This is a genomic window from Kosakonia sp. SMBL-WEM22, from assembly GCF_014490785.1.
GTDB lineage: Bacteria > Pseudomonadota > Gammaproteobacteria > Enterobacterales > Enterobacteriaceae > Kosakonia.
On sequence record NZ_CP051488.1, the window covers coordinates 1,618,153 to 1,641,160 of the forward strand.

Sequence of the window (23,008 nt, forward strand, 5' to 3'; positions counted from 1 at the left end):
AACGAAAAGATCTGGCTTATTCGATGTTCGCTTCGATGAACCAAAGATACTGGTCCAGATCGCGGGAAGCGGCGGTAAAGATATCAGCGGTATCTTCATCTTTCGCTTCGGTAATGGCTTTGCGCAGGTCGTTCGCGACAACCGCGTAACGATCGGCCAGCTCTTTCAGGTGATCCTGCACGCTGTGAATATCCAGCGGGTAGCTTTTCAGCGCCGTTTTGCTGTTGATCACCTGAGTGGTACCCAGTGCAACACCGCCCAGCTGAACCGCGCGCTCTGCCATGGTATCGAGGTGCGTTACCAGCGAAGTACGGAACTGATCCAGCATTTCGTGCACGCCAATGAAGTTCGCGCCGCGCATGTTCCAGTGGGCCTGCTTGGTGATCAGAGACAGGTCAGTGAAGTGGATCACCTGGCGATTCAGCAGCTCAATGGTCGCTTGTTTGTCGCTGTCCGATACATCGTTACGGGTATAAAGCAGATTAGACGCTTTCGTTTTTACCAGTTTAGCGGTACTCATAATCCATATCCTCTTGATGTTTGTGTCCCAGGTAATTACCGGAACTAAGTATAGCACCAGATTAACCGTCGTCGGTTTTGGCTATGCCTATCAGTTCGATAGCGTGATTTAAATATAGGTCATGATTTCGAAAACGCGCAACTAATCGAATGAAATGTAAGATAATTCTAATAAAGAAACAGGGTGAAGATAAGAATAATTCTAATTAATAAAGAATTTACTTAAAGCGTAAAAAATAATGTCAAAGCTCTGAATGAATATTCAGCATGAGCGAAATCTCATGCTGAATAATTATTATTTACCAATATCCACTTCTTTTATTGTGGTCTCACGCCGCAGGGTTAATGTTGACCCCATTGAAGCAATAACAATTGCCATCAAGGCCAGCACCTGCTGGAGCGCAAGCGTCTCGCCGAGGAAGATCATCCCCGAGACGGCAGCAAGTGCTGGCTCCATGCTCATCAGCGTACCGAAGGTGCGCGTCGGCAAACGGGTGAGGGCGATCATCTCAAGGGAGTAGGGCAGTGCGGTCGACAGAATCGCTACCGCAATACCGAGCGGTAAAATTGACCAGTGCCACAATACGTCGCCCGCCTGAAACGCGCCAAGAGGAACAAAGACGATAGCGGCAATCAGCGAGCCGAGTGCAACCGTCGCCGGGCCGTGATCCTCGCCGGCGCGCTGCCCGCTGATAATATAGATAGCCCAGCAGGCTCCTGCGCCGAGCGCAAACGCCGCCCCGGTTAAATCAACGTGTGCCACATCCTGGCCGAGCGGCAGCAGATACCACAGCCCCAGCACGGCAAGGATCACCCAGATAAAATCGACCGCCCGGCGGGAGCCGAAGAGGGCGACGGCCAGCGGACCGGTGAACTCCAGCGCCACGGCTACGCCGAGCGGCACGGTCTGGATCGCCAGATAGAACATGTAGTTCATCGCGCCGAGCGACAGGCCATAAAAGAGCAGCGGCAGACGCTGTTCGCGGGTGAAACGCAAACGCCAGGGTTTAAAGACGATCACCAGGATAAGCGTGCCGAGGGCAAGTCGCAGCGCGGTAACGCCGGGCGCGCCAACCAGAGGAAAGAGCGATTTCGCCAGCGACGCCCCTCCCTGAATCGAGGTCATGGCAATAAGCAGAATGATAACCGGTACCCACACCGGCAATTTACGCGGCAAAACAGGCATCCTTTCTCCGTTAAGTGTCTGGTGAAGCAGAGCCGACAGTCTACTTGAAATAGTATTCAGACGGTTGATGGTTGGTTGTAAAAAAGGCTGAAAAAATCCGTATAATGGTCGTCGGGCGGTCGATTTTTGGCCTGTTTATTTAAGAATAATCTGGATGAACGAATTCCAGAACAGGTACCATAATAGTCCGACTCTTGAGAAAAGTGCTTTTTAATGAATGAGTTGTTAATGAGCGGAAACTTTCTGTTACATGAAAGAGCGCTTTAGACTCTATTTCTCTCAAAGAGTTTCCTTATAATTTTTGATATATTTAAATGCGTAGTACCCAGGATTTCTTGAAGCACATTTGAGGTGGATTATGAAAAAAATTGCATGTCTTTCAGCACTGGCCGCTCTTCTGGCGGTTTCTGCAGGTTCCGCAGTAGCAGCGACTTCTACTGTTTCCGGCGGTTATGCTCAGAGCGACGCTCAGGGTATTGCTAACAAAACCAACGGTTTCAACCTGAAATACCGTTACGAGCAGGATAACAACCCGCTGGGCGTTATCGGTTCCTTCACCTACACCGAAAAAGATCGTACTACCGGTGAAGGCGTTTATAACAAAGCTCAGTACTACGGCATCACTGCTGGTCCGGCTTTCCGCATCAACGACTGGGCGAGCATCTACGGTGTAGTGGGTGTTGGTTACGGTAAATTCCAGCAGACTGCTGACGTTGCTAAAGTGTCTGACACCAGCGACTACGGCTTCTCCTACGGTGCTGGTCTGCAGTTCAACCCGATGGAAAACGTTGCTCTGGACTTCTCCTACGAGCAGAGCCGTATCCGTAGCGTTGACGTTGGCACCTGGATTGCCGGTGTTGGTTACCGCTTCTAATCGCTTTTGCGATAATAAAAATCCGCCTGATGGGCGGATTTTTTTTGCCTGCAAAAAGCATAGTCCGTTAACGCGTACTGCGCGTGTCGAACAGATCTGTGCCGAGATGGTTGTAGTCCACTTTCTGTAACTTAAAGTTGGTCACGTAGACCGGCCCCGCTTTTTTCCCCGAGATAAAGGGGTAGGAATTTTTGATCTGCGTGGCGGTAATCCCGGTCCACTGCGAAAAGAAGCTCAAAAAGTCGTTGGCGGAGCGGCGCGCTTTGATCAGACGATGTTTTGTCGCATCGCTGGAGACCACCATAAACGGCACCTGGAAGTTCTGCTGAAAATGGTCGTCATGCGCCAGGTACTGCACCTCTTTACCGCGCTCTTTAAACGCCAGACCATGATCGGAGAAGTAGACCATCGAGAAGCTCTCGCCGCTGTTGCGCAACTGGGAGTAGATCTTGCCCAGCAGGTCGTCCGTCTGGGTGATGGAGTAGAGGTAGCAGGAGGTCTCTTTCGACTGCACAAACTCGTTGTACTTACCGCCGGTGCGATCGCACGCCTGCGGATGCGAGCCCATCAGATGCAGCACAATCAGCTGCGGTTGATTACGCCGCACGCTCAGCACCTGGTTAGTAAGCTTTAACAGATCCTCATCGCGGGTGTTCTTATCCGCTTCAAAGTCGCCCCGTTTCAAAAACTGCACTTCATCGGCGCGCTTCGCAATACTGGCGATCGCGGTGTCATATTCGCCAATCTGCCCCTGGTTCGAGAACCACCAGGTCTGGAAACCGGCGCGACTCGCCAGCGTGACAAAGTTATCCTGATACTGCGGCTTGCCGTTGACCACGCGGTTTAAGGTCAGGCCGAGGGATTTCTGTGTCGATCCGCTGGCGGCAATGTAGTCGGTAAAGAGATCGCCATTCACCTGGCTGGCAAACGGTGTGTTGTTCCAGTGTCCGCCAAAGGCACCCAGCGCATCGCGGCGCGCGCTCTCACCAATCACCACCACATAGAGGCGATACTTCGGATTTACGGCGGTGACCGTCCAGGTATCTTTCATCCCGGAGAGCTGCGCCATGTTCTCCTCTTCCACCTTCACTTCGTGGTAGTTATAGGCGACATCGCGCACAAAGCGCAGCACCGGTATGCCGGTATCGATCAGGCGGAACTCAAAGCCGCGAAGGTGATTCTGCACCGGGCCGATAAAGTAGGAAGCGACGCAAAACAGCACACCCAGCGTGTCCCACTTCAGCCACGGCGTTGCAGGCACCACTACCCGCCGGCGCAGCGCAATCACGCCCAGTGCGAGGATGCCAACGCTAATAACGTAGTGATACCACGGGAAGATGGTCAGAATTTCCGACGACTCTTCAATATTGGTCGACCGCAGCGCCAGCAGGGTGTTGAAGTTGGGGGCTCCATAAGCCTGACCAAACGGAAAGTAGCTGGCGGCGACCAGCGTGGTGATGGTCAGAAAGATTTTTTGCGCGCGCGGCGCATGACGCCAGAGCACGCAGAGCGCGCAGGTGGAGACCACCGCATACAGCACGCTGAATTCGTAGCCGAGGGCAAAGTTAATTAACAGGGAGTGCAGGAAATAGAAACCAATCCACGGATTGATCGACTGACCGCGCAGGGCAACGGACTCTTTAAGGATTACGCTCATAGATGATTTCGTGAAACGCCATGTGCTCACCCTGGCGTAAGGGTCAAAACCTGCCGGACAGCGCGCTGAGAGGGGGAGGGGATCCGCGTCTGCGGTGCGCATTGAGTGCAGGGCTGCGCAAAGATAAAGCGCGGCGGGTTCCAGGTCAACAGCAGCTAAGAGATTGTTTTGCGAGAGTGATTGCAAATCCAGCAAAATTACGCGGATTTTGGGGAAAACAGGTCAGTATGAAGCGATAAGATGACAGAAATATGAAGCGGCGTACCGCGACGCCGCATCAGTGGGTGGGTTTATCTTCGTTCTGCTGCGGCTTACCGTTGACGATATCGCACAACATAGTGAGCAGCATTAAACGCACTTTAAAGGGAGAGTGGCTAAACACGCGCATACACCTCTTGAACTCATTCATTGTCACCTCCTGATGATTAGGACCCCTTCGATCCATGAAAGGTGAACGCATTACATACAGATATAGCACAGGCTATATTACATAGCTACGGCTAATACGTTAATTTTTTGTACTGATTCACGGATGGTTTACAATGCGCCTCTCTTATATGATGCTGCACAGCGTCTCACCGTCAGGGGAAGCACTATGAACCGTCGCGCAGGTAAGCAAACAATAAAAAAAGTGACGCTGGTTAATGTCGAAGAGCATGTCGAAGGTTTCCGCCAGGTCCGCGAAGCGCACCGCCGTGAACTGATTGATGACTATGTTGAACTCATCTCCGATCTGATCCGCGAAGTAGGGGAAGCCCGCCAGGTGGATATGGCCGCGCGCCTTGGCGTGTCGCAGCCCACGGTGGCAAAAATGTTAAAAAGACTCGCTTCGGTCGGTCTGATTGAGCAGATCCCGTGGCGCGGCGTCTTTCTCACCGCCGAAGGGGAGAAGCTGGCGCAGGAGAGCCGCGAACGCCATCAAATCGTTGAGAGTTTCCTGCTGGTGTTAGGCGTCAGCCCGGATATCGCCCGGCGCGATGCGGAAGGGATGGAGCACCACGTCAGCGAAGAGACCCTTGAATGTTTCCGTCGTTTCACGCAGCAACACGAGACGCCCTCTGAATGAACCTCCCTTTTCTTCGCGCCCTGGCGCGTGACCGCTTTCTCCACCTGTTACTGTTAATCGGCGTCGCCTTATGCTTCTTTGTGCCCTTTGCGCCAAAGACGTGGCCGGGCGCCATCGACTGGCACACCATTATTACCCTCAGTGGGTTAATGCTGCTGACCAAAGGGGTGGAGCTGAGCGGCTATTTTGATGTGATTGGTCGACGCATGGTGCGCCGTTTTCAGCATGAACGTCAGCTGGCGATCTTCCTCGTGCTGGCGGCAGCGGTGCTCTCCACCTTTCTGACTAACGATGTCGCGCTCTTTATTGTCGTGCCGCTAACCATCACGCTGAAGAAGCTGTGCGAAATCCCGGTGAACCGGCTGATCATCTTCGAAGCGCTGGCGGTCAACGCCGGTTCGCTTTTAACACCTATAGGTAACCCGCAGAACATCCTGATTTGGGGTCGTTCGGGGCTCTCTTTCCCGGCATTTATCTGGCAGATGGCACCGCTGGCGCTGGCGATGATGGTAACATTGCTGGTGCTCTGCTGGTTCTGCTTCTCTGCTAAAGCGCTGACCTACCATAGCGGGCAGAGTTCGAGCGAGTGGAAACCGAAGCTGGTCTGGAGCTGCCTCGGCTTTTACCTGGTCTTTATCACCGCACTGGAGCTGAAGCAGGAGCTGTGGGGGCTGGTGATTATCGCTGTCGGTTTCCTTTTCCTGGCGCGGCGAGTGGTGTTCAGCGTCGACTGGACACTGCTGCTGGTCTTTATCGCCATGTTTATTGATGTCCATCTGCTGACTCAACTGCCGGCCCTGCACTCGACGCTTGCCAGCACCGGCCAGCTCTCTCAACCGGGTTTATGGCTGACCGCCATTGGCCTGTCGCAGTTTATCAGTAATGTGCCGGCGACCATTCTGCTGCTTAACTATGTTCCGCCCGATACGCTGCTCGCCTGGGCGGTCAATGTCGGTGGTTTTGGCCTGCTGCCGGGATCGCTGGCGAACCTTATTGCCCTGCGCATGGCAAATAATCGCCGTATCTGGTGGCGCTTCCATCTCTACTCTATGCCGCTGCTGGTGTGGGCTGCGCTGGTGGGATACGGATTACTCTTAGTCATATAGTGCTGATTTGTCAGTTTATCCTGGCAAATGTATAGCAACCGCCTAAGTTTAGTAAACGGCGCACCCTCGGCGCCGTTACCTGACAGGAACGTTGCGAGATTATGGCAGAAAAGAGAACTCAACCTGACGACGCTCAGGACGACGAAAAAGAGCAGCAAGACGACAAACCCCGCAAACGCCCCGGAAAGAAGCCGCTGATTATTCTCGGCATTGTCGTCGTGGTGATGGTGGTGGTCGCGCTGGTGTGGTGGTTAATGACCCGCAACCAGGAGACCACCGATGACGCCTTCACCGACGGTGATGCGGTAACCATTGCGCCGAAAGTGGCAGGCTACGTTACCGATCTGCGAGTGAAAGATAACCAGCGGGTGAAAAAGGGCGATCTGCTGGTGGTGATCGACCCGCGCGATGCCACCGCCCAGCGCGATCAGGCCCAGGCCCAGCTCGGGCTGGCGACCGCGCAGCTTCACCAGGCGCAGGCGCAGCTCGCGCTCTCTAAAGTGCAGTATCCGGCGCAGCGGGATGAAGCCCGCGCGCAGGTACTGAAAGCGAAAGCCGATCTGGCCAACGCTGAAGCCTCTTATAGACGTCAACGTGGTGTCGATCCCCGCGCGACCACCCAACAAAATATTGATACCGCTAATGCGCAGTTGCGCAGTGCCCAGGCGCAGCTTGCCAGCGCGCAGGCGCAGCTGGAAGTGGCCGAGCAGGTGCAGTTGCAGATCCGCCAGCAGGAGACCAACGTCGAGGCGCGCGAGCAGCAGGTCGCCCAGGCGAAAGCCCAGCTGGAAACTGCCAATCTTAACCTTTCGTGGACTAACGTCCGCGCGCCGTTCGATGGCTATGTCACCAAGCGTAACGTGCAAAACGGTACGCTGGTGCAGGCGGGAACCGCGCTCTTTTCGCTGGTCTCCCAGGAGGTATGGGTGACGGCGAACTTTAAAGAGTCGCAGCTGGAGCGCATGCGTCCGGGCAATAAAGTGACGGTGACCGTCGATGCCTGGCCGGATCTCGAGCTGGAAGGGCATGTCGACAGTATCCAGCAGGGGAGTGGCTCGAAGTTCGCCGCCTTCCCGTCGGAAAACGCCACCGGTAACTTTGTGAAGATTGTTCAGCGCGTGCCGGTGAAGATCGTTATCGATAAGGGGCTGGACCCGAACAAACCGCTGCCGCTCGGCCTCTCTGTTGAACCGAAGGTTACGCTGGAATGACTGACCACAGTCATGAAAACTGGCGTCCGGCCAGTAACCCGTGGGCGGTGGCGTGGGTTGTCACCCTCGCGGTGTTTATGGAGATCCTCGACACCACCATCGTCAACGTGGCGCTACCGCACGTCGCCGGGTCGCTCTCCGCCAGTTATGACGAATCCACTTGGGTGCTGACCAGCTACCTGGTGGCGAACGGTATCGTGCTGCCCATCTCTGCATTTCTTAGCCGTACTTTTGGCCGCAAACAGTTTTTCCTTATCTGCATCGTGATGTTTACCGTCTGCTCTTTCTTATGCGGTATCGCCACGGAGCTGTGGGAGATCATCCTGTTTCGTATTTTGCAGGGCTTCTTCGGCGGTGGCCTGCAACCGACGCAGCAGTCGGTGCTGCTGGACTACTTTAAACCAGAAGATCGCGGCAAAGCGTTTGGTCTCTCCTCTATCGCCATTATTGTCGCGCCGGTGCTTGGCCCGACGCTCGGCGGCTGGATCACCGATAACTACTCCTGGCGCTGGGTCTTCTTTATCAATATCCCGGTGGGCATTATCACGGTGCTGGCGATCTACCAACTGCTGGAAGATCCACCGTGGGAGCGTAAATCAAAACAGAAGCTCTCTATCGACTGGCCGGGCATCGGCCTGATCGCCCTCGGTCTTGGCTGTCTGCAGGTAATGCTCGACCGTGGAGAAGATGAGGATTGGTTCAACTCCGACTTCACCCGCATCTTTGCCGTGCTGACAGCGGTAGGCATTGTCGGCGCGATCTACTGGCTGATGTACGCCAAAAAGCCGGTGGTCGATCTGCGCTGCATGTCTGATAAAAACTTTGTTGTCTCGAGCCTGCTAATGGCCGGGATGGCGATGATTCTTTATGGTAGCTCGGTGGTGATCCCGCAGCTCGCGCAGCAGGATCTCGGTTACACCGCTACCTGGTCGGGGCTGGTGCTCTCGCCGGGTGCCATATTGATTGTGTTAACCATCCCACTGGTGTTGAAGCTGATGCCGGTGGTGCAGACGCGCTGGATCATCGCCTTCGGCTTCTTCTGCCTGGCGGCCTCCTTCTGGTGGACGCGCTCGCTGACGCCGGATGTCGATTTTGAAACGCTGGTGCTGTTCCGCAGCGCGCAGTCGATTGGGTTAGGCTTCCTGTTTGTGCCGCTCACCACCATCGCCTTTATCACCATTCCGCGGCAACTCAATGCCGATGCGGCGGCGCTGTTTACTATGTTCCGTAACGTGGCGGGATCGATCGGCATCTCGCTCTCAACGGCGGCGATCACCGAGCGTTCGCAGGCGCACATGTCGCACCTCTCCGAACACACTTCGCCCTTTAATGAGCAGTTCCAGCTGGCGCTGCGCTCAATGGCGGAAGCGGTGCGCAACTTCACTAGCCTGGCAGGCGATCCCTTCTCTAACGCCACCGGACAGATGTACAAAGCGATGGTCGCCCAGTCGCGCATTCTGGCCTACATCGATGTCTTCACCATCCTGAGCGTGGTGGCGGTTCTGTTGATCCCATTTTGTCTATTGCTTTCGCCAATCAAGAGCGAAGGCAGCGCAGGAGCACATTAATATGGCATGGCGTCATTTTCCCGTTACCTTTCTGTCACTGTGCCTTGCCGGGTGCGCGGTCGGGCCGGATTACCAGCCCGCGCAGCCACAAACCCCGGCGCGCTGGAACGATCCGGGTGATGCGTCGGTGAAATCCCGGGCGACGCCGCAGGCGGTTAACCCACGCTGGTGGACTACGTTTAACTCGCCGCAGCTTAATAGCCTGATTGAACGGGCGATTGCCGGGAATCTATCCCTGCAACAAACGGTGCTGCGCATCGCCGGTGCCCGTGAGCAGATCAACCAGGCAGGCGGCGCATTTCTGCCGGCGGTGAATGGCTCGCTACAGGCAACGCGCCAGCAGCTGGGGCTGGAAGGGGAGCTGAAATCCCATGATGTTTACGGCCAACTGGAGAATGCTGACCCGGCGGTCAGCGGTGCGCTCGGCGCGTTAACCCAGCCGGTCAATCTCTACCAGGGCAGCTTTGATGCCCAGTGGGAGCTGGATCTGTGGGGCAAAGTGCGCCGCCAGGTCGAGGCCACCACCGCCCAGCAGCAGCAGGCGATTGAGCAGCGCAACGACGCGCTGGTGTCGCTGGAAGCGGAAGTGGCGCGCGCCTGGCTGCAACTGCGCGGCGCGCAGAGCATCATCGCCTCGCTCAATACGCAGATTCAGAGTGCGCAGGAGACTTTGACCCTGACGCAAAACCGCCAGCAGGGCGGGTTATCGCCACAGCTGGATGTGGAGAATGCCCGCGCCCAGGCGGCGAACCTCGAAGCGCAGCTGCCGCAGTACCAGGCGCAGGAGCGCCAGGCGATGAACGCGCTGGCGGTGCTGCTCGGCAAAACACCGGGCGCGCTGGATAGCGAACTGCGCGGCACGCAGCCGCTTCCGGCGTTGCCGGACGTGGTGCCAACCGGCATTCCATCTACCTTAGCGCGCCGTCGCCCGGACGTGCGCGAAGCGGAAGCGACGCTGCACGCGGCAACCGCGCAAATCGGCGTCTCCGTCGCGCAGCTCTTCCCGAGCCTGACGCTCAGCGGCCAGTTTGGTCTGCGCAATAGCGAAACCAACTGGCTGACGGACTGGAGCAGCCACTTCTACAGCTTCGGTCCGCAGGTCTCGATCCCTATTTTCCAGGGCGGACGGCTGGTGTCGAGCGTCAAGCTGGCGCGCGCGCAGCAGGGTGCTGCAGTGCTCAATTATCGCCAGACGGTGCTCAGTGCGCTGAATGACGTCGAGAATGCGCTGGTCAGCTACCGCGCCGATCAGCAGCGTGAAGCGAGCCTCGATAAGACGCTGGAGGCGCTGCAAAACGCCTTCTCGCTCGCCAGCGACAGCTACCGCAAAGGGATTGCCAGCTTCCTTGATGTGCTCGACGCCCAGCGTCAGCTGGCGCAGGCGAGCCAGCAGCGTGAGCAGGCGCGGGTGCAGAGCAGCCTCGATCTCGTCGCGCTCTATAAAGCCCTCGGCGGCGGCTGGGAGCCGTACCAGAATGTGCAGATGCCGGATTACAACGTCTTTGGCGACGCGCCGCGCGGATAATCAGAGGATTGGGCAAGAAACAGGCAGGATCCCCACATTCGCCGCGCAGGCACGGAGCGTATAACTGATTGCGTCAAACAACCGATGAGGAGACGCTACCATGCGCTACAAAAAACTGGGCAATACCGGACTGTTTGTTTCTGAACTCTGCCTCGGCACCATGACCTTCGGCGGTCAGGAGGATATGTGGGGCAAAATCGGCCAGCTACAGCAGGCACAGGCTGAAGAGCTGGTTGGCCGCGCCCTCGATGCCGGGATCAACTTTATTGATACTGCCGATGTTTACTCCGGGGGACGCTCGGAAGAGATCACCGGCCAGGCGTTAAAAAACCTGAAGGTGCCGCGCGAGAATGTGGTGGTGGCAACGAAAGTGTTTGGTGAAACCGGCACCGCAGGCGTCAACTCGCGCGGCAGTTCGCGCTTTCACATTATGCAGAGCGTGAAAGCGAGCCTCAAGCGCCTGCAACTCGATCATATCGATCTCTACCAGCTGCACGGGTTTGATCCGGCGACGCCAATGGAGGAGACGCTCTACGCTCTCGATACGCTGGTGCAGCACGGGCATGTGCGCTATATCGGCGTCTCCAACTGGGCGGCGTGGCAGATTGCCAAAGCACTGGGCATCTCTGAGCGCCTGGGCCTCGCGCGGTTTGCTTCGTTACAGGCCTACTACACGATTGCCGGACGCGATCTGGAGCGCGAGCTGGTGCCGATGATGCAGAGCGAAAATGTCGGCCTGATGGTCTGGAGCCCGCTGGCGGGTGGCCTGCTGAGCGGCAAATATGGCCGCGATGGCAAAGCCGAAGCGGGCGGTCGCCGGGTGGAGTTTGACTTCCCGCCGGTGAATAAAGATCGCGCTTTTGACTGCGTGGATGTGATGCGCGCTATCGCCGACAGCAAAGGCGTCAGCGTGGCGCAAATCGCGCTCGCCTGGCTGCTGCACCAGCAGGCGGTGACCAGCGTGATAATCGGTGCGAAACGCCCGGAGCAGCTGGACGATAACCTCGCTGCAACCGCCGTTACGTTGAGTGACGAGGAGCTTAAACAGCTTGATGCCGTCAGCGCGCTGCCAGCCGAATACCCCGGCTGGATGCTGGAGCGCCAGGGCGAATATCGCCGTAATCAATTGAATCAGCAGTAATTTACCCTCAGATATAAAGCACAGGCCGGAGAAGCATTAACGCTATCCGGTCTGTTGCACTTTGCACCGCGCATCTCTCCCGTTTCACACAATTCTTTCGAAAAGCGTCTGTTATGTCATATTAAAGTTATGTAACTAATCGAAATGTTCATAACTAAGTTATGCGACTATTTTTTTTATCTATTGATTGTTATGGTTTTTTTTGTATTAGGTTCGCCGGACGCACTTCTGAAAGCACTCTAATCGCAGCAAGATTTCACAAAGGTTAAGTGCGGGCTAAGTGTGCATTTGTGAGTATAAAGGGCTTGAGCGTACGCAATACAAGCCCGCATTCGCTGAATGAGGGATAACGCCTTGCTTGTACGCCATTCAGGCATCACGTTAATACTACTTTGCTCGGTTCATATCGTTACCATTTCTCCTTTCTGGCAGGCGAATTTTTAAAATCACTTTTTGTTTTTGAGTGACTTATCCTTGTGTAACATGGCTCCGAGGAGAGAGTTAGTTCTACTCCAAGTACAGTAAATACCCTGAACAGGCGTGTAAAACTTACGCTGGCAGGGTTGGCTTCAAGACGAGCATATGTCTGTTGTGACACGCCTAACTGTTCAGCAACTGCTCGTTGTGTCAGTCCTCGCGATTTGCGAAAACCTATGAGAAATGGACGTAAGTGACTGAGTGTCTTAACAGGGTAAACGTTTGTCATCATGCAAATGATCGCTTTAGTAAGAATTGATACACCCTATAAGCTGTTTTTTTAAAATACACCCTATGAGCTGTTAAAGTAGATTAACACATCATAGGGTGTTGAAAATAGATAAGCTAACCTGACGCCAGAGAACGCCATGAATGGTACTTCTTAGATGGGGAAGCGGGGCAATACAGATGGTAGGAAAAATGTCTATCGCTGCCGAGTTACTTAAGTTTTTAATAAGGGAGATACCACTGCAAGTATGTAAGGAAAGGAGCATCTGCCGCTAAGCCTTGGTGGGGTGACCTGATTACTGTCGTTGAGGACATCTCAATGTTAGTCCTGTAGTTGTTGGGTCGCGAACTTCCGTTTTAGTCCGCTACATACCTTGAGCTAAGTTAGCTTTTCTTTCATGTGAAAATCGAGCAGAGCATGGTTCACTGCATTCCTTATCGTGTTTCAGGTAAGTATTTATAAATCGACGTTATATAGTGATAATACGACAACTTAAGTTTGTTACCTTTTTTTTAAATAACAACTGGTATATAAACTATTTGACAGAAATAATAAGTTTCCTAAAAGTGAAAACTTTAAAGGCATTCCTTAAACTTATTTTTTTGTGACAGATTGGATTGTTACTGCATATGCAGGCAAAACCTACTTCGAACCAGTTCTAACTGGTTTGGGTGGGTTTTTTTTGTTTTCTGAAAGGTAAAACTCCTATGAAATATCAGTCACTTGCAGAGTTCATAATTAATGGTGTTGGTGGGCGTGAAAACATTAAAAGTGTTAGCCATTGTGCAACAAGACTTCGTTTTGAATTGATAAGCAACACAAATGCTAATAAAAAAGAGCTTCATGATCATGCAGATGTAATTATGGTTGTTGAAAGTGGTGGCCAACTACAGATTGTCATCGGTAACAATGTTTCCGAGGTGTTTCAGGCAATTGAGGCTTTAGGGGCCACGGACAAGTTACTTCCTGATAATGTTGAGGACAATGGTGATAAATCAAAAGAAAACTTATTCAGCCGCCTAGTTAACGTAGTTTCTGGCATTTTTACGCCTTTTTTGGGTGTACTTGCTGCCTCAGGTATACTGAAAGGTCTACTAGCCCTTTCAGTGGTCTGTGGAGTAATGTCTGAATCAAGTGGAGCCTTTAAGATTTTCTCAGCTGCCGGGGACGCTTTGTTCTATTTCTTTCCTCTGGTGCTGGGTTATACGGCGGGTAAAAGATTCGGTGGTTCTCCGTTCCTTTCCATGGTGATTGGTGGCGCTTTAATGCATCCAAGCATGATTTCGGCTTTTGATGCTCAGCTACAGTTGGGGGGGACGTCAGACACCTTTTTTGGTATCCCAATTACATACATTAATTATGCTGGTTCAGTTATACCCGTTATTTTCGCATCCTGGCTCAGCAGTCTTGTCGAGAAGAATTGTAATAAAATACTGCCGTCAGCTGTAAAAAATTTATTTACACCGTTTATTGCACTAGCCGTTGTCGTACCATTCTCTTTTTTACTCATCGGTCCCATTGCTACCTGGCTTAGCGAGTCAATGGCGAAAGCCTTCCTGGCTGCATATGAGTTTGCGCCAGCTGTTGCGGGTATCATAATGGGGGCGTTGTGGCAGGTCTGCGTTATGTTTGGCCTGCACTGGGGTCTTGTACCCGTGATGCTCAACAATGTCACTGTGTTGGGTCATGACATTATGCAGCCATTGCTGGTGCCTGCTGTTGTAGGACAATTGGGTGCAGCTTTAGGTGTGTTTCTCAAAACAAAGGATCCGAAGCTAAAAACGCTCTCAGGTTCAGCAGTGAGTGCAGCTATATTCGGCATTACAGAACCAGCTGTATACGGTGTCAACCTACCGAACAGAAAACCATTTATTTTCGGATGTATTGCTGGCGCTATTGGTGGGATGATAGTCGGCAGCTTCCACGGCAGTATTTACTCTTTTGGACTGACCAGCTTCTTTACCCTTGCACAAATGATCCCGCCTACCGGTATGGATATGACGGTATGGGGAGCTATTATCGGTACGCTTGTATCGCTGATACTTTCCACTGTCCTGACGCTGTTTTTTGGTTTGCCAAAGGCAGAACAGGTCATGATAGATAAAAATGACAATAGTGAAATAATTATTCAATCCCCGTTAACTGGGAAAATTATCAACATCTCCGAGGTTAATGACCCCACTTTTTCCAGTGGATTATTAGGTCAAGGTGTAGGGATTATTCCAACATCAGGTAAAGTTGTTGCGCCATTTGATGGCGTAATTTCATCCCTGTTCAGTTCTAAACATGCAATCAACATGGTTAGTTATGATGGTGTCGAATTATTAATTCATGTCGGTATAAATACGGTCAGGTTGAATGGTGAAGGGTTTATTGCTCATGTTAAATCTGGCGATAGCGTCAAAGCTGGAGAGCTTTTGCTTGAATTCGATATCGATTTTATTCAGAAGGCAGGATATTTATTGGATACACCAGTATTGATTAACAATAGTGATAGTTACAACGCGATACGTCTGACGGAAGAAGATAAAGTGACCTGTAACGCATTCTTAATGAGCGCCAATAAATGATGGAGGATAAAATGAAAAGATTTCCGGATAATTTTTACTGGGGTGGTGCCATCGCTGCAAACCAAGTCGAAGGGGCATGGAATCAGGACGGAAAAGGACTCTCAACCTCCGATGTTCAGCCTAAAGGTATTTTTGGTGGAGTGATAGCGCGTAAAGAAAACGTTAGCAGTATCAAAGATGTTGCCATCGACTTTTATCACCGGTATCCGGAAGATATAAAGCTATTTGCCGAAATGGGGTTTACCTGTCTGCGAGTGTCCATTGCATGGGCGAGGATTTTCCCTGATGGCGATGAACAAACTCCAAACGAAGCCGGTCTCGCTCATTATGATCGGTTGTTCGATGAGTTACTTAGCCATGGGATTACCCCTATGGTGACGCTATCTCACTACGAGATGCCGTGGAATTTAGTCACGCGTTACCATGGCTGGGGAAACCGGCTTCTTATTGACCTTTTTGTCAAATATGCAGAGACAGTGTTTGAGCGCTATAAAGATAAAGTTAAGTTATGGTTAACATTCAATGAGATAAATATGTCTCTGCACGCACCTTTGACTGGTGTTGGATTACCGGAAGGCAGCAGTCAGTCTGAAATATATCAGGCGATCCATCATCAACTGGTGGCCAGCGCTATCGTGGTAGGAAAATGCCATGAAATTATTAGCGATGCAAAAATCGGTAACATGCTGCTGGGAGGACTATTGTATCCGCTTACCTGTAGCCCGGACGACGTTCTTAAAGCTATGGAAGAAAATCGCGGTTGGTTGTTCTTTGGTGATGTTCAGAGTAGGGGTTGCTACCCCGGTTATATGCTGCGTTTTTTCCGTGAAAACATGATTGAACTGGATATAACAGAACAAGATCGTGAGCATCTTAAGACGAATACGGTCGATTTTATCTCCTTTAGCTATTATAACAGTGGTTGTGCCAGCACGGATGACGAGATTATTGAAAAATCGCGTGGGAATATACTTAGCATGATTTCAAACCCTTTACTTCCATCCTCTGAATGGGGATGGACTATTGATGCGACGGGGATGCGGATCTTGCTAAATATCCTGTGGGATCGTTATCAAAAACCATTATTTATCGTCGAGAATGGTCTGGGGGCAAAAGACACTCTTAAAGATGACTTCACTATAGATGATGATTACCGTATTTCATATTTGAACAACCACCTGTACCAGGTATACGAAGCAATAGAAGACGGTGTCGACGTCATGGGGTACACATCTTGGGGCCCTATTGATCTAGTCAGCAACTCCACGGCAGAACTAGGTAAACGTTACGGATTTATCTATGTTAATCGCGATGATAAAGGACATGGTGATCTTGCTCGTTACCGCAAGGCAAGTTTTTATTGGTACCGTGATGTTATTCGCAGTAACGGAGAAACGCTGGTTCCCAAAATGTGATTTAAAAGAGTAGATGGTTGAGCCTTCTGGTTGCTGTAGGCGGTACCATGAAGCCTGATGGAGTAAACCCCGCTCAAACGAGCGGGGTTAAGGTGAGCGTTTCAGATTGTCTTATTTCTACCTGCAAAGATACCAACTAGTGCCATAATTGCAGCCAATAAAATCCCTGCGTACAACGTTGAGAGCCAACTTCCTGATAGTGCAAACATTTTACCAGCCAGGGCAGGTCCAAATGCTCCAATCAGGAAGTTCACACACTGAGCCATACCTGATAGTGATGCGGCTTCTTGTGGGCTGGATGTTCTGAGACCGATGAACATCAGTGAAAGGATCAATGCTCCCCCACTTCCCATTCCAAACATAAAAGCCCAAAGAAACGCAAAAGATGGCTGATAAATAAATCCGCCCAGCGCCACTAACTGAAGAATGCTCAGAAGAGCCGCAGCAATACGTTGATCCTTCATTCTGGCAACAATTGGACCAAGGACTAACCCAGGCACGATTGAGGCAAGTTGCATAAAGCCATGTATAGATCCTGCCGCTTCTCTGGTGTTACCTGCGTCCGTTAAAATAGAAGGTAACCAGGTCACAATTGCATAAAATATTATGGAGTTCAGTGACATGAATAAGGTCACTTGCCACCCTAGGATCGAGGACCAAACGTTTTTGTTGCTCTTCCCAAGGGAAGTTGTTACGGGAGATTGATTACCTTCCCGGCCTATTCTTAAGGTCACTAGAAGTAGCGCAATGCCAGGGAAAATCAACGAGCATGCCAGCGCGGTCTGCCATCCAAAATAGTTCATCAGAGGCACAGCTGTTGCTGATGTTAAAGCAGCTGAAAGCCCGATAGCCATTCCATAATTGCCGGTAACTTTAGCAATTTTGTTAGGAAAATCACGTTTCACCATTCCGGGGAGCAGAACGTTACCAATCGCGATACTAACGCCGATCAACACTGTCCCAAAGTATAATTGCCATTCCTGTCCTGCAGAGCGCACGCAAACGCCAACGATCATAATAAGCAGCGCTATCACAATTGATTTTTCAAAACCAATGTATCGGGACAGTTTTCCTGCGAAAGGAGCAATCAGTCCTAACGCTATGAGAGGGAATGCCGTTATGAAACCTGCCATAGTACTTGTTAATGATAATTCTGACTGGAGTGTTTGCACAAGAGGGCCTACACCCAGTATTGGGGCTCTAAGAGTCGTTGCAATTGCCAACAAGCTGATAAATATCAAAGCTGGCTTGTTAACTTGCGCCGCCAGACGATTTTGTTTCATGAATAGTCTCTACATGTATAAAAGTTGGCCTAAGGTAACAATTTCTACAGTGAGACAATATAGATATAATGACTTTCTATACCTATAAATGGACAAGTTTATGAAACCAGCAAGAACACCTGAACTATGGGATTTTGATGGAAATGATTGCCTGGGTCCTGTCGCAGGCATGAAAATTGGTATATCCATGGATGAAATACTGCCTTTTCATGTGCATAGACATGGTCAGCTTGTGATGTCACTCTCAGGCGCTGTAACTTGCGAGGTTGTAAATCAACTCTGGATGGTTCCGCCTCAGTGTTGTGTCTGGATCCCTGGTGATATGCCACACAGTATTCGTGCTACTACAGATGTCAGACTATGTATGCTCTTTATTGATCCAGTGTATACTGCGGAATTACCTCTTAACTGTTGCACTATCTCCGTTTCTCCATTGGTGCGTGAACTAATTTTAGATATCACTGAACAGTCATCAGACTATGTAAAGGGTAGCTTGACGTTTCTTAAAGCTTCCGTCCTCCTTGAAGAACTGAATAAAATGCCTATTGAAAATTTCTGTTTGCCTATTTCTAAAGAACCGAGGTTAACGAAGATAATAGATGCATGGCTCGCAGATCCCTCAGACAGAAGAACTTTGACTGAGTGGAGCAAATTTCTTAGTATGAGCAGCAGAACATTATCCAGATTAGTAGTTAAAGAAACAGGATTAACTTTCGGGAAATGGCATCGGCAATTACATTTAAATATTGCTATGAGAAATCTATCCAGGGGAGACACTGTTCAAAGAGTTGCCAATGATTTGGGTTATGATTCAGTAAATGCTTTTATCACAATGTTCAAAAAATTAGCAGGCAAACCACCAGGGAGGTACTTTGCGGATCGTGATTTAAATTGATAATCAATAGCATGACACTGGCAGATGTCTGCCAGTGCAATGATTTAATTATTTTTGAGCATTAGCATCAGTTGAAACATCATGCAAATTAATATTAGCTCCATCGCTTGCTTCAATTTTGGTCATTGTTATCCCAAAATACCCATATAAAACGGACAATACAGATGCAATGATATTAAAGAACATGAAAGGTATTACTGAAATAACGTTTATATTAAATGTGGCTGTTACAAACAAACCCGCTAAACCCCATGGCACAAAAGGAGCCAGACAGGCACTAAGATTATTAATGATACGGGTCGCATTTTCAGGTTTATATCCTAATTTTACAAATAAAGGAGTTAGGAGCGTACAATTGAGGATAATTGAGAAATAGTTAGTTGAAACTACCGCCAAACATAACACGCAACCCATGGTAGTCGCAGTAGTAAGTCCAAAGCGTGAAGTTATAACTTTGCTGAAAGATTCTACGATAACATCAAGTATCTGAGTACCTTTCAGTATTCCTCCCATACCGAGCGAGGCGATAATCATGCTGACTAAAGATAGCATGCTGCTAATACCACCACGGTTAAGTATTGGATCCAGGTACTGGTTACCTGTGGCGATCACAAAACCGTCAGCCATAAATTTTCCAACATCTGCTACGGAGAATCCTTGGTACAGAACTGCGATCAATAAGCCGACCAGGTTTCCCACAAGAATTGAAGTCAAAGCAGGTTGTTTAAAGATCAATAAACCAACAATGACGATCAATGGCAGTAATGTGATTGGAGATAATTTCATTAAATGATTCAGGTCACCCATGATGCTGTTTATCGTATCTGGCTGTAACGCAGTATCAATATAGGTGAAGCCGTAAAACATATATAAAATAGTTGTCATTACTACTGCAGGAATAATGATCTTGGCATTCTGTTTTACTAAAACCATTAAATCAACTTTTGAAGTGCTGGCTGCAAGCAAACAGTTATCAGCAGTTGGTGATAATGAGTTGCCAACATGTGCACCAGATACGGCAGCACCAACGACTATAGCAGGGTGAATACCAAGGCCTAGACCTACACCTAACATGGCTACACCTGCAGTACTCATCGTACCCCATGAGCTGCCAGTTGCAATAGAAACTATAGTGCAAAATAAAAATGCAATAACTAAAAACATTTGAGGAGTAACCAGACTTAGCCCCCAATATGTTAATGTAGGTATAGTTCCGGCACATAGCCAAACAGCGACCATACAACCAATTGACAGAAGGAGCGCGAAAACAGACACTCCGGACTTCAACATTTCATAAACAGTCCCCTCTACTTCAGCAATAGTATAACCTAATCTTAACGCAAATGGGGTTAGCACTAGCCATGATGCGAATAGCGCAATAATAATAGGGATTTTGAACACTGCCAGTGCAGCTATTATATATATAACTAATGCACCGAGCGTGAAAAGGGCATAGCCCAGCGTAGGCTTTTTCTTTTTTTTGTTGATGGTTATCATCATGCGTACTCCTGGAATTATATATGAACGTAACTCATCGATAGTAGGGATTCATTTGTAAGCTCGAGGCTAAAAGATTCTGAACACATATTCCTTCGATTATCTGGAGCATGTGAAAACCATCTCACGTTACTTTTGTTTAGTCAATGAAGAAAAGTTCACCTTGTGTGATGCCTATCCCATTTTTCAAATTTGAAGGAAAAAAGTAAAATTGCAATGTCATCCTTTGAATATTAAAATCTCACGTAAAATATTTCCCTCAAAGGTTATGCTATGAAAAATAATGTGAAGTTTGACCATAACGACCATTCCATACTTAATTCTTATAAGTCTATTTTAGATGGTTTGTCTTTGTTTTTAGGTGACGGATTTGAATTTGTATTACACAGTTTGGAAGATCTTGATAGATCTGCAATCAAAGTTGTGAACGGACAATTTTCAAACAGGGCAGAGGGGGCCCCCATTACTGATGTAGCAATGCAATTACTCAAGGAAATAAAGAAAAGTGGCGATAACAATAAAAACATGGTTTATGTCAATAATCAAAACTGTAGGAGCCCAATAAAATCAGCGACTTTACCAATCACCGGTTCTAACGGCAAAATTATAGGTCTACTTTGTATTAACTTTCATTTAAGTATCCCGCTGCATGATTTTTTGAGTGGATTTTTTAATATTTTTGATGAGAAAACAATCAAGCCTATAAATGAAAACTATGCAACTAATTCAGAGTACCTAATTACATCAGCACTGGATGTCGCTAAAGCTGAAGTCCATAATAATGATAAAATTACAGCTTCAAATCATAATAAAACTATAATATCTCTTCTTTATGAAAGAGGTATATTCGAATTGAAAGATGCCGTTCACATCATTGCCAGCGATCTCAAAATATCTAAAAATACTGTATATTTACACATAAGAAGTTGTAGCAAGCAAGCCCAGTAAATATTTCTTTATATGAGCATGCCTCGGATTTCAAAGGGGCATTCACTCTGGATTTCGGCGTGTCTCGCAGCCGTTATAAAACATGTTAGAAATGTGACGTTACGATACTTTACTTCATTGACTAAACTTTTTTAATGCTGTAGTTTGTTCTTTAGGTGAACACATGAGGCTCATTCAATGAATATTATCAAACACTTACATACGGACCTTGCTCCTTTAGCTATTGGTCCTTATTCCCAAGCAGTGATTGTAAATGACTGCCTGCATACATCAGGCCAGATTCCACTTGATCCTATTAAAGGTGAAATTGTTGAAGGCGGTATTGAAGAGCAAACTCTTCAGGTGATGCGAAATCTTTCTGCAATTCTAAAGGAAGCTGGTAGTTCGTTTGAAAAGGTCTTTAAAACTACATGTTTTTTAGCTGATATGGATGATTTTGCTAAATTTAATGAAATTTATGCTGAGTATTTTATAAGTAAACCTGCCCGTTCATGCGTTGCCGTTAGAACACTTCCTAAAAATGTAAAATGCGAAGTAGAACTAATCGCAATCATTTAAATTCAACTAAGAGGTTATTTTATTCGTCTTCATAATTGATTTGGGAAGGATAACGTGACCTCATTTAATAGGATTAAGAATATGTTATCTACCTACGATAAAAAAATAGATCGTAAAAATACGTCTTCTATGAAATGGGCTGGTATTAAAGATGGTGAAACCATAGCTGTAGGGGTTGCAGATATGGATTTCATGACCTCCGACGCTGTAGTTGCTGAAGTAAAAAAAGTGGCAGAAAAAGGGGTGTTTGGTTACTCTATTATTCAGGAAGGTTATTACAGTTCGTTCATTCGTTGGTGTAATAAGCGTTATAACTGGCAAGTTAAAGAGGAATGGCTTAGCTATACCCCTGGGGTTATCGCGGGTATGGGGGGAGCGGTAAGAGCATTTTCCGAAGTCGGAGATCATGTTATTTTCCAGACGCCGGCGTTTTATTTATTAAATGAACTGACTGTAACAAACGATAGAATTCCAGTTAGCAACCCTCTGGTTTTGAAAGATGGTAAATATCATATTGATTTTGATGATTTAAAGGAAAAAGCTAAACATCCTAAAGCCAAAATTTTTATGCTTTGTAATCCTCAAAACCCTTCTTGCCGGGTTTACACTAAGGAAGAGTTGACAAAGATTGCAGATATTTGTTTGAAAAATGATGTCCTGATTGTATCCGATGAGGTGCATTGCGACATGGTTTATCAGCCACATAAACATATCCCTATTGCGTCCTTAAGCCAGGAAATTGCAGATATAACGGTAACCTGCCTTTCGCCAACAAAAACTTTTAATATGGCAGGTTTGCAAACATCTGTTAATGTGATTTCTAATGAAAATCTACGTGCCAAATTTGCCAAAGAACTACTTTCTCGTGACAGTAAACGACCAAATATTTTTGCTAACGTTGGTTTCAAAGCTGCATACGAAAAGGGAGAAGAGTGGCTGGATAATACTCTTGAATATATCAAGGGGAACGTAGATTTTGTTATTAAATATATCGAAAGTAACATACCTGAGATGAACGTAATTTATCCTGAAGGTACATACCTTATCTGGATCGATTGCAGTCAAACCAAAATAAAAGGTTCTGATCTCAAATCATATTTCCTTGAGAATGCTAATGTATTAGTTTCTGCTGGCTCAGAGTACGGGGAAAACTGTGCCAATTTTATACGCATCAATCCTGCATGTCCCAGAGAGGTACTTGTAGAGGTTATGGATAGAATAAACCATTCTCTTCACTTAATACGATGATACTCATGGATACTGGCTCCTTTGAGCCAGTATCC

General features: G+C 48.7%; 20 protein-coding genes. 13 read left to right on the plus strand and 7 right to left on the minus strand.

The features are described 5' to 3' along the window. Nucleotides 1-16: 16 nt before the first annotated feature. Both dps and rhtA read right to left on the minus strand, forming a co-directional pair. Nucleotides 17-520: a DNA starvation/stationary phase protection protein Dps gene (dps, locus tag HF650_RS07740; protein WP_023481476.1), complete on the minus strand. Its 504-nt coding sequence runs from the start codon at nucleotides 518-520 to the stop codon at nucleotides 17-19. A 294-nt stretch (nucleotides 521-814) separates the two neighbouring features. After that, nucleotides 815-1,705: a threonine/homoserine exporter RhtA gene (gene rhtA / locus HF650_RS07745; protein ID WP_187801870.1), complete on the minus strand. Its 891-nt coding sequence runs from the start codon at nucleotides 1,703-1,705 to the stop codon at nucleotides 815-817. A gap of 358 nt (nucleotides 1,706-2,063) precedes the next feature. Here rhtA and ompX point away from each other — a divergent pair, with 358 nt between their 5' ends. Further along, on the plus strand, nucleotides 2,064-2,579 hold the full coding sequence (ompX, locus tag HF650_RS07750; protein ID WP_187801871.1) for an outer membrane protein OmpX: 516 nt from the start codon (nucleotides 2,064-2,066) through the stop codon (nucleotides 2,577-2,579). A gap of 67 nt (nucleotides 2,580-2,646) precedes the next feature. On the opposite strand, the gene HF650_RS07755 is transcribed toward ompX, so the two are convergent. Together HF650_RS07755 and mntS are read right to left on the minus strand one after the other, a co-directional pair. After that, nucleotides 2,647-4,236, minus strand: coding sequence for a phosphoethanolamine transferase (locus tag HF650_RS07755; RefSeq protein ID WP_187801872.1), 1,590 nt, complete (start codon nucleotides 4,234-4,236; stop codon nucleotides 2,647-2,649). 277 nt (nucleotides 4,237-4,513) lie between these two features. Next, complete coding sequence (gene mntS, locus HF650_RS07760) at nucleotides 4,514-4,645, minus strand: manganase accumulation protein MntS (RefSeq protein WP_187801873.1); 132 nt, start codon at nucleotides 4,643-4,645, stop codon at nucleotides 4,514-4,516. 186 nt (nucleotides 4,646-4,831) lie between these two features. Between mntS and mntR the strand changes: the two genes are divergently transcribed. The 6 genes from mntR to HF650_RS07790 all read left to right on the plus strand — a co-directional run bounded on the left by mntR (nucleotide 4,832) and on the right by HF650_RS07790 (nucleotide 11,853). After that, nucleotides 4,832-5,302, plus strand: coding sequence for a manganese-binding transcriptional regulator MntR (gene mntR, locus HF650_RS07765; protein WP_187801874.1), 471 nt, complete (start codon nucleotides 4,832-4,834; stop codon nucleotides 5,300-5,302). Then, complete coding sequence (locus HF650_RS07770; RefSeq protein ID WP_187801875.1) at nucleotides 5,299-6,408, plus strand: anion transporter; 1,110 nt, start codon at nucleotides 5,299-5,301, stop codon at nucleotides 6,406-6,408. Before mntR ends, HF650_RS07770 begins: the two co-directional genes overlap by 4 nt. Before the next feature lie 101 nt (nucleotides 6,409-6,509). Continuing rightward, entirely contained in the window at nucleotides 6,510-7,619 is a 1,110-nt protein-coding gene (locus HF650_RS07775; RefSeq protein WP_187801876.1) for an HlyD family secretion protein, read from the plus strand. Continuing rightward, nucleotides 7,616-9,187: a DHA2 family efflux MFS transporter permease subunit gene (locus HF650_RS07780; RefSeq protein WP_187801877.1), complete on the plus strand. Its 1,572-nt coding sequence runs from the start codon at nucleotides 7,616-7,618 to the stop codon at nucleotides 9,185-9,187. The genes HF650_RS07775 and HF650_RS07780 overlap by 4 nt, the downstream gene beginning before the upstream one ends. A gap of 1 nt (nucleotide 9,188) precedes the next feature. After that, nucleotides 9,189-10,712, plus strand: coding sequence for an efflux transporter outer membrane subunit (locus HF650_RS07785; RefSeq protein ID WP_187801878.1), 1,524 nt, complete (start codon nucleotides 9,189-9,191; stop codon nucleotides 10,710-10,712). Between the two features lie 100 nt (nucleotides 10,713-10,812). After that, nucleotides 10,813-11,853, plus strand: coding sequence for an aldo/keto reductase (locus HF650_RS07790; protein WP_187801879.1), 1,041 nt, complete (start codon nucleotides 10,813-10,815; stop codon nucleotides 11,851-11,853). A gap of 409 nt (nucleotides 11,854-12,262) precedes the next feature. On the opposite strand, the gene HF650_RS07795 is transcribed toward HF650_RS07790, so the two are convergent. Beyond that, the gene (locus tag HF650_RS07795; RefSeq protein WP_130053515.1) at nucleotides 12,263-12,559 is read right to left on the minus strand and encodes a helix-turn-helix transcriptional regulator; all 297 of its coding nucleotides are present in this window, start codon (nucleotides 12,557-12,559) and stop codon (nucleotides 12,263-12,265) included. A gap of 707 nt (nucleotides 12,560-13,266) precedes the next feature. Here HF650_RS07795 and HF650_RS07800 point away from each other — a divergent pair. Next, the gene (locus HF650_RS07800) at nucleotides 13,267-15,129 is read left to right on the plus strand and encodes a beta-glucoside-specific PTS transporter subunit IIABC (RefSeq protein WP_187801880.1); all 1,863 of its coding nucleotides are present in this window, start codon (nucleotides 13,267-13,269) and stop codon (nucleotides 15,127-15,129) included. Between the two features lie 11 nt (nucleotides 15,130-15,140). Further along, on the plus strand, nucleotides 15,141-16,544 hold the full coding sequence (locus HF650_RS07805; protein WP_140212126.1) for a glycoside hydrolase family 1 protein: 1,404 nt from the start codon (nucleotides 15,141-15,143) through the stop codon (nucleotides 16,542-16,544). Between the two features lie 101 nt (nucleotides 16,545-16,645). On the opposite strand, the gene HF650_RS07810 is transcribed toward HF650_RS07805, so the two are convergent. Beyond that, a complete protein-coding gene (locus HF650_RS07810; RefSeq protein ID WP_057521464.1) occupies nucleotides 16,646-17,827 on the minus strand; it encodes an MFS transporter in 1,182 nt (393 codons plus the stop codon). 100 nt (nucleotides 17,828-17,927) lie between these two features. Here HF650_RS07810 and HF650_RS07815 point away from each other — a divergent pair, with 100 nt between their 5' ends. Continuing rightward, on the plus strand, nucleotides 17,928-18,722 hold the full coding sequence (locus HF650_RS07815; RefSeq protein ID WP_057521463.1) for a helix-turn-helix transcriptional regulator: 795 nt from the start codon (nucleotides 17,928-17,930) through the stop codon (nucleotides 18,720-18,722). 48 nt (nucleotides 18,723-18,770) lie between these two features. On the opposite strand, the gene HF650_RS07820 is transcribed toward HF650_RS07815, so the two are convergent. Then, nucleotides 18,771-20,222 (minus strand): Na+/H+ antiporter NhaC family protein, encoded by a 1,452-nt coding sequence (locus HF650_RS07820; protein WP_140212127.1) that lies wholly within the window; start codon nucleotides 20,220-20,222, stop codon nucleotides 18,771-18,773. 270 nt (nucleotides 20,223-20,492) lie between these two features. Here HF650_RS07820 and HF650_RS07825 point away from each other — a divergent pair, with 270 nt between their 5' ends. The 3 genes from HF650_RS07825 to HF650_RS07835 all read left to right on the plus strand — a co-directional run bounded on the left by HF650_RS07825 (nucleotide 20,493) and on the right by HF650_RS07835 (nucleotide 22,973). After that, a complete protein-coding gene (locus HF650_RS07825; protein ID WP_140212128.1) occupies nucleotides 20,493-21,167 on the plus strand; it encodes a PAS domain-containing protein in 675 nt (224 codons plus the stop codon). A gap of 177 nt (nucleotides 21,168-21,344) precedes the next feature. Beyond that, a complete protein-coding gene (locus HF650_RS07830) occupies nucleotides 21,345-21,725 on the plus strand; it encodes a RidA family protein (RefSeq protein ID WP_202979823.1) in 381 nt (126 codons plus the stop codon). A gap of 81 nt (nucleotides 21,726-21,806) precedes the next feature. Next, nucleotides 21,807-22,973: a MalY/PatB family protein gene (locus tag HF650_RS07835; protein ID WP_187801881.1), complete on the plus strand. Its 1,167-nt coding sequence runs from the start codon at nucleotides 21,807-21,809 to the stop codon at nucleotides 22,971-22,973. Nucleotides 22,974-23,008: the final 35 nt, after the last annotated feature.